We start from the raw sequence: 5,728 nt of genomic DNA, 5'->3' as shown, positions 1-5,728 counted from the left end.
GCCCGCATCCTGTCCCAGGTCCAGATGGCCCAGGCCGACATCGAGGCCCAGCGGGGGCGGGTGGTGGGCGAGGTGCGGCTCGCGGCCTTCCCGACGGCGGCGCGCGGACTGTTCCCGGCCGCGCTCGCCGCCCTGCGCGCCGGCCACCCCGAACTCCGCGTCCGCACGACGGAACTGGAGCCGGAACCGGGCGTGCGGGCCGTCCTGCGCGGCGACGCGGACCTGGCGATCGTCCTGGACTGGAGCAACAAGCGGGCGCCCGTCCCCGGCGGCCTGGAGCGCGCCCACCTCCTCGACGACTCCGCCGACGTCGCCCTGCCCGCAGGACACCCGCTGGCCGGGCGGGACGCGGTGGACCTGGAGGACTTCGCCGACGAGGAGTGGGTCTCCTGGCCGGAGGGCGAGTTCTGCCACGACTGGCTGATGTTCACGCTGCGCTCGCAGGGCATCGAGCCGCGCATCGGGCACTTCGCGGGGGAGCACCACACCCAGCTGGCCCTGGTGGCGGCCGGCCTCGGGGTGTGCGTCACGCCCCGGCTCGGGCGCCCCGTGCCGGAGGGGGTCGTCTTCGTTCCCGTACGGCAGAAGGTGCGGCGCCACATCTACGCCACCTGGCGCGCCGACGCGGGCCGCCGGCCCTCCGTGCGGGCGGTCGTCGCGGCACTGCGGGCGGCGGCGGAGCCGCTGGGGAGCTGATTCCCGCCGGCTCTCAGAGGGTCGCGAGCTTGCGGAAGTCCCAGGAGGCGATCTTCTCCGGGGTCAGTCGCAGCCAGGCGTGCCGGCCGTCGTGCGGCATGGCGTCCAGGCCGAAGTTCTTGGCGGCGAAGAGCTGCTCGGGCACGTCGAGCTCGGGGCACGGCTCGCCGGTGCGCGGCGCCTCGCCGACGAAGACGGCAGTCCCCGACAGCTCCACCCCGCGCAGCTCCCCGTACTCCTCCCCGTCGTCCACCACGACCGCGATCCTCGGATCGGCGCGCAGCTCCGCCCAGCGGCGGCTCCGGGTGATCGAGTACAGCCACAGCGAGGAGCCGTCCCAGGCGAACCAGAGCGCGCTCACGTGCGGGCGGCCGTCGGCGGAGACGGTCGCGACCCGGCAGGTGCGCTGTTCGGAGAGGAACGAGTCGAGCTCGGCCGGGGTCATCATGATCCGGCGTCCACGGCGCTGTGCGACGGTCATCGTCCGCCCCCTTCTGGATTTCTGATGAGACGTCAGAAAGCATGGAGGGGCATCCACGCGCGTGCAAGGGGGAACCATGGGTCAGAGTCCGAGAGAACGGCTCGGGGAGCGGATCCGCCCGGACGGCGGAGTCGTCCTGCTCACCGTCGAGTGCCAGCAGGGGGTCGTCGGGATCGACAGCGCCCTGCCCGAACTGGCCGCCGCCGCCCGCAGGTCGGGCGCCCTGCGGAACGTCGCCCGGCTCGTCGCCGCCGCGCACGCGGCGGACGTCCAGGTGATCCACGCCGTCGCCGAGCGGCGTCCTGACGGGCGGGGCGCCAACACCAACGCCCGGCTCTTCACGGCCGCCGCCCGGCTGCCCGTGCAGCAGCACAGCGGCAGCAGGGCCGTACGGATCGCCGAACCGATCGAGGTCGCCGACGAGGATCTCGTGGTCCGGCGCCTGCACGGGCTCTCGCCGCTCGCGGGCACCGACGTCGACGCGCTGCTCCGCAACCTCGGCTGCCGCACCCTGATCGTCACGGGGGTCTCGGCCAACGTGGCCGTGCCCAACGCGGTCTTCGACGCCGTGAACCTCGGCTACACGGTCGTCGTGCCCGGGGACGCCATCGCGGGGGTGCCGGCCGACTACACCCCCGCGATGATCCGGCACACCCTCGCGCTCGTCGCCACCATCACCACGACCGACGAGGTACTGGGGTGCTGGAAGGCCCCGAGAGGCCCCAGGGGTGCCGGGGGTGCCGTCAGCCCCGGCTGATCTCCTCGCCCACCACCTCGATCGGCTCCGGCGGCAGCGGCGAGGGCGCCGGGCCCGACTTCACGCTGCCGTCCGAGATGTCGAAGTGGCTCTGGTGGCACGGGCAGACGATGACGCCGTCCTTGATGCTGCTCACGGCGCAGCCCTGATGGGTGCACTTCGAGGAGAAGGCCTTGAACTCGCCTGCCTTCGGCTGGGTGATCACCAGCCCCTTGTCGGCGAGGATCTTCCCGCCGCCCACCGGGATGTCCCCGGTCCGCGCCAGCGCCGTGCCCTCCGGTGCCGCGTTCTTGTCGTCCGCGCCGCCCCCGCAGGCGGCGAGCGCCGCCGCCAGGCCCGCGCTGCCCGCCGCCGCGACCACCGTCCGACGTGCCACTCCGCTCATGTACTGCCCCTCTTCCCTCGGTGTGCATGTTGCACGGGTGACGGTACGGCTGTGAGCTGTGTCCCGTTCACGGGATGCGCACTTCGAGGGCCTTACAGTTCTGAGTAGAGTGTCGGAACCTGGACATCCTTCGATGAAAGTGTCTAGCTTCGGTGAACTCGTCGGTCAGCACCCATCACGTACGGGCCGTTCTCCTCGGCGCCGAACGGCGCGGGGTGGCCCCGGGCCCCCTCCTCGCCCGCGCCGGACTCTCCCCCGCACTCCTGGAGGAACCCCCGGACAGGGTCCCGGCGGAACAGTTCGGGCAGCTCGTCAGGACGCTGTGGGCCGCGCTCGACGACGAGTTGATCGGCTTCGGTGGCGCGCCCAGCAAGGTCGGGACCTTCGCCATGATGGCCCACGTCGTGGTCCACGGCAGCCGGGACCTGCGCGAGGCGCTCCGCCGCGCCCAGACCTTCTACTCCCTCTTCCCGGCCGGACCGCGCTTCCGGCTCCTCGAACCCGGCGCGGGCGGGACGGGTCAACCCGACGAGGCGCGGATGGAGTTCGACGTCTCCGGGTACGACGACCCCCTCCACTTCGGCGCCGAGTCCACCGTCCTGGTGGCGCACCGCTTCGCCGGCTGGCTCGTCCGCCGCCGGATCGGCCTGCGACGGGTGGAGTTCGTCCACCCCGAGCCCCGGCACGCCCGCGAGTACGCCCTCCTCTTCGGCGCGCCCTGCGTCTTCGGGGCCGAGCGGACGGCGGCCGTCTTCGACCGGGCGGACCTCGACGAACCCGTCCTGCGGGACGCGGCCGCGCTCAAGGTCTTCCTCCGCCGCGCCCCGGTCGACGTGCTGGTCTGCGCCGACTACGGCAGTACGGTGACCGGCCGGGTGCGGCACCTGATCGGCCGGGCGCTGCCCGCCGGGCCGGTGCCGACGCCCGAGCAGCTCGCCGACCGGCTGTCCGTCAGCCCGCAGACCCTGCGGCGCCAACTGGCCGCCGAGGGAACGACGTACCAGCGGATCCGCGACCAGGTGCGGCGCGACCACGCCATCGCCGAGCTGACCGGCGGCCGGGTGTCGATCGAGCGGCTCTCCCGGCAGCTCGGCTTCTCCGAACCGAGCGCCTTCCACCGGGCGTTCAGGCGCTGGACCGGCGAGACGCCCCGGTCTTATCAGACGCGCGGTCAACAACCCTGAGCGGTACGGTCACAGTCGCCGCCCGCGGCCCGGCCTACCTTCCCGCCATGACCGAAATCGACCGGTCCGGCGCCGCACACCCGCCGGACCCCACCCGACGCCGGTGAACGCGCGCCGGGCGGCCGGCGCCGTCCTCGGGACCGGTGTCCTGCTCTGCCTCCTCGCCGGCGTCGCCGTCACGGCCCTCGGCGTCCGGGTCGACGGCACCAGCATGGCCCCCACCCTCCACCAGGGCGACCGGATCCTCGTCGCCCCGGGCTCGGCGGGGGAGGCGCACCGCTTCGACGTCGTGCTGCTGCGGGCCACCGGGAAGGACGCCCTCCTCGTCAAGCGGGTGATCGCCCTGCCCGGTGACCGGGTCGCGATCGTCTCCACGCCGGACGAGCCCTTCCAGGTCCTCCTCCAGGAGGGGGGCCGGGGCCCCGTGCGCCGGGTGGTGGCGTCCCAGTGGGCGGCGCAGGCCCACCGCACGAGCGCCTGCTGCGGGTCCGACGGCACCCGGTCGGCGCGGCCCGAGCTGCGGACCGTGCCCGAGGGCGCCTTCTTCTACCTGGGTGACAACCCCGACCTGTCGGACGACTCGCGGGCGTACGGCTGGGGCTCGCTCGACCGGGTCGAGGGGCGGGTCGGGGTGCGGGCCTTCCCCGTCTCCGCGTCGCCGGACATCGGCAACCGGCCGCTCCTGGAGGAGTACCGGGGGCCGAGCCCCTGACCCCGGTCCGGGGGGGGCGAGCCCCTGACGGCTATTCGGGGATCCGCTCCCGGCCCGTGCTCAGGGCGATCCGGACCACGGTGTCCGCGATGCGGCGGGCCGACTCCTCGGGCGAGGAGGTGGACTGGACGATGTGGCTCGCGGTCAGCCGGACCGCCGCGTCCACGGCCAGTTCGCGCGCCACCGGGTCGATCGTGGGCCAGGCGTCCGTGACGTACGCGTCGGCCATCGCCGTCGCCGTGTCGAAGGCCGCCGCGGACCGGGTCGTCAGGTACGAGAGGAGTCCGTCCTCCCCGGTGCTGGTCAGCATGGCCTTGATCAGCGGATTCCGGCCGGCCAGCGTGAGCGTGAAGCCGACGGCGGCCTCGACGGCCGCGCGCAGGTCGTCCGGGTGCGCGTCCAGGCCCTGCTGGATGCCGACGAGGCAGCGCTCCAACTCGCGCTGGAACAGGGCCTCGCCGACCGCCTCCTTGGAGGGGAACTCCGAGTACAGCGTCTGCCGGCTGACGCCGACCGCGGACGCCAGGTGCGCCATGCGCAGCTTGTCGAAGCCGCGGTCCGCGACCGCCTCGTACGCGGCGTCCAGCAGCCGCTCGCGCAGCAGTGTCCGGACCGTCTCCCTGAACCGTGCCATCGGCCAAGCCTAGACCAGCGGGAAAAATTCTCAGGATTGTCAGAAGTATTGACACTTCTCAGTTAACTGTCCAATTCTCGAACAGGCAGCCGCAAAGTGTCATTCGACCGGTGCGGCACGACGGTTGGAGATCCCATGCAGCACGAGACCAGAGGTGTCACCCGCTGGCGCAGATCGGCGTTCCTCGCCGTGCCCGCGACGGCGGCCATCGCCGCCATGGCCACGGCCATGGTGCAGGGCGCGCTCGCCGCGAACCTCTCGCTCACGAGCGTCCCCTTCACCCTCAGCTCCAAGACGGTCGCCGCACCTCAGGGCATCGGCGCGGTCATGCACACCATCGACGCCGGCGGGGCCAAGGGCGCCGCCGAGGTCGGCATCGCCAAGGCGGGCCTGGACGGCATCTGCGTCCACGCCACGCAGTCGGTCAACCTCCCGGTGATCGGCAGCCTCGGCACCTGGTCGCTCAACATCTCCTCGCCCGCCGCCGCGACCCCGCTCACCAGCGACCAGCTCGTCGCCGGTGCCGGCCTCCAGGCGAACAAGCTCGTCCTCGACGCGCAGGCGCTCAAGGCGGCCACGGCCACGCTCAACGCCGGCGACACCACCCCGAACGTCATCGGTGCGGCCGCCGACGGCTCCGGGATCAAGGGCACCGGCATCAACGACGGCACCCCGGGCCAGTTCGGCCTCGACGCCACCGGCGGCCGGACCGACATCAAGAACCTCAACGCCGACGCCAACGGCGCCACGATCGCCGGCGCGATCACCCTGCCGGACCTCGCGATCGGGATCGCCCAGGGCGACAAGACCTGCGGCGCCTGACCACACGCACCATCTCGGGGCTCCGCGCCCTTCGTACGGCGCGGAGCCCCGAGATGG

General features: G+C 73.1%; 8 protein-coding genes. 5 read left to right on the top strand and 3 right to left on the bottom strand.

Annotated elements, in window-relative coordinates:
- Window positions 1-696, top strand: a 696-nt coding sequence (locus CCN56_RS39555) for a LysR substrate-binding domain-containing protein (RefSeq protein WP_086832420.1), incomplete at its 5' end; no start/stop codon positions are given.
- A 13-nt stretch (window positions 697-709) separates the two neighbouring features.
- Here CCN56_RS39555 and CCN56_RS39550 read toward each other — a convergent pair.
- Entirely contained in the window at window positions 710-1,177 is a 468-nt protein-coding gene (locus tag CCN56_RS39550; RefSeq protein WP_086832419.1) for a pyridoxamine 5'-phosphate oxidase family protein, read from the bottom strand.
- 76 nt (window positions 1,178-1,253) lie between these two features.
- Here CCN56_RS39550 and CCN56_RS39545 point away from each other — a divergent pair, with 76 nt between their 5' ends.
- Window positions 1,254-1,934 (top strand): cysteine hydrolase, encoded by a 681-nt coding sequence (locus CCN56_RS39545; protein ID WP_086832418.1) that lies wholly within the window; start codon window positions 1,254-1,256, stop codon window positions 1,932-1,934.
- Here the strand turns inward: CCN56_RS39545 and CCN56_RS39540 are convergent.
- Window positions 1,921-2,319, bottom strand: coding sequence for a Rieske (2Fe-2S) protein (locus tag CCN56_RS39540; protein ID WP_086832417.1), 399 nt, complete (start codon window positions 2,317-2,319; stop codon window positions 1,921-1,923). The genes CCN56_RS39545 and CCN56_RS39540 overlap by 14 nt on opposite strands.
- Before the next feature lie 152 nt (window positions 2,320-2,471).
- On the opposite strand from CCN56_RS39540, the gene CCN56_RS39535 reads away from it, so the two are divergent.
- On the top strand, window positions 2,472-3,503 hold the full coding sequence (locus CCN56_RS39535) for an AraC family transcriptional regulator (RefSeq protein ID WP_086832416.1): 1,032 nt from the start codon (window positions 2,472-2,474) through the stop codon (window positions 3,501-3,503).
- Window positions 3,504-3,606: 103 nt separating this feature from the next.
- Window positions 3,607-4,215, top strand: a complete 609-nt coding sequence (lepB, locus tag CCN56_RS39530) for a signal peptidase I (protein WP_086832415.1) — start codon at window positions 3,607-3,609, stop codon at window positions 4,213-4,215.
- Window positions 4,216-4,246: 31 nt separating this feature from the next.
- Here the strand turns inward: lepB and CCN56_RS39525 are convergent, their stop codons facing one another.
- Window positions 4,247-4,849: a TetR/AcrR family transcriptional regulator gene (locus tag CCN56_RS39525; RefSeq protein ID WP_086832414.1), complete on the bottom strand. Its 603-nt coding sequence runs from the start codon at window positions 4,847-4,849 to the stop codon at window positions 4,247-4,249.
- A 135-nt stretch (window positions 4,850-4,984) separates the two neighbouring features.
- Between CCN56_RS39525 and CCN56_RS39520 the strand changes: the two genes are divergently transcribed.
- The gene (locus tag CCN56_RS39520; protein ID WP_086832413.1) at window positions 4,985-5,671 is read left to right on the top strand and encodes a DUF6230 family protein; all 687 of its coding nucleotides are present in this window, start codon (window positions 4,985-4,987) and stop codon (window positions 5,669-5,671) included.
- The last annotated feature ends 57 nt before the right edge of the window (window positions 5,672-5,728 follow it).

Source organism: Streptomyces sp. NRRL B-24572 (assembly GCF_002156145.1).
Lineage (GTDB): Bacteria > Actinomycetota > Actinomycetes > Streptomycetales > Streptomycetaceae > Streptomyces > Streptomyces vietnamensis.
Note: the sequence above shows the minus strand (reverse complement) of the source record. Positions and strands in the feature narration are given on the sequence as shown.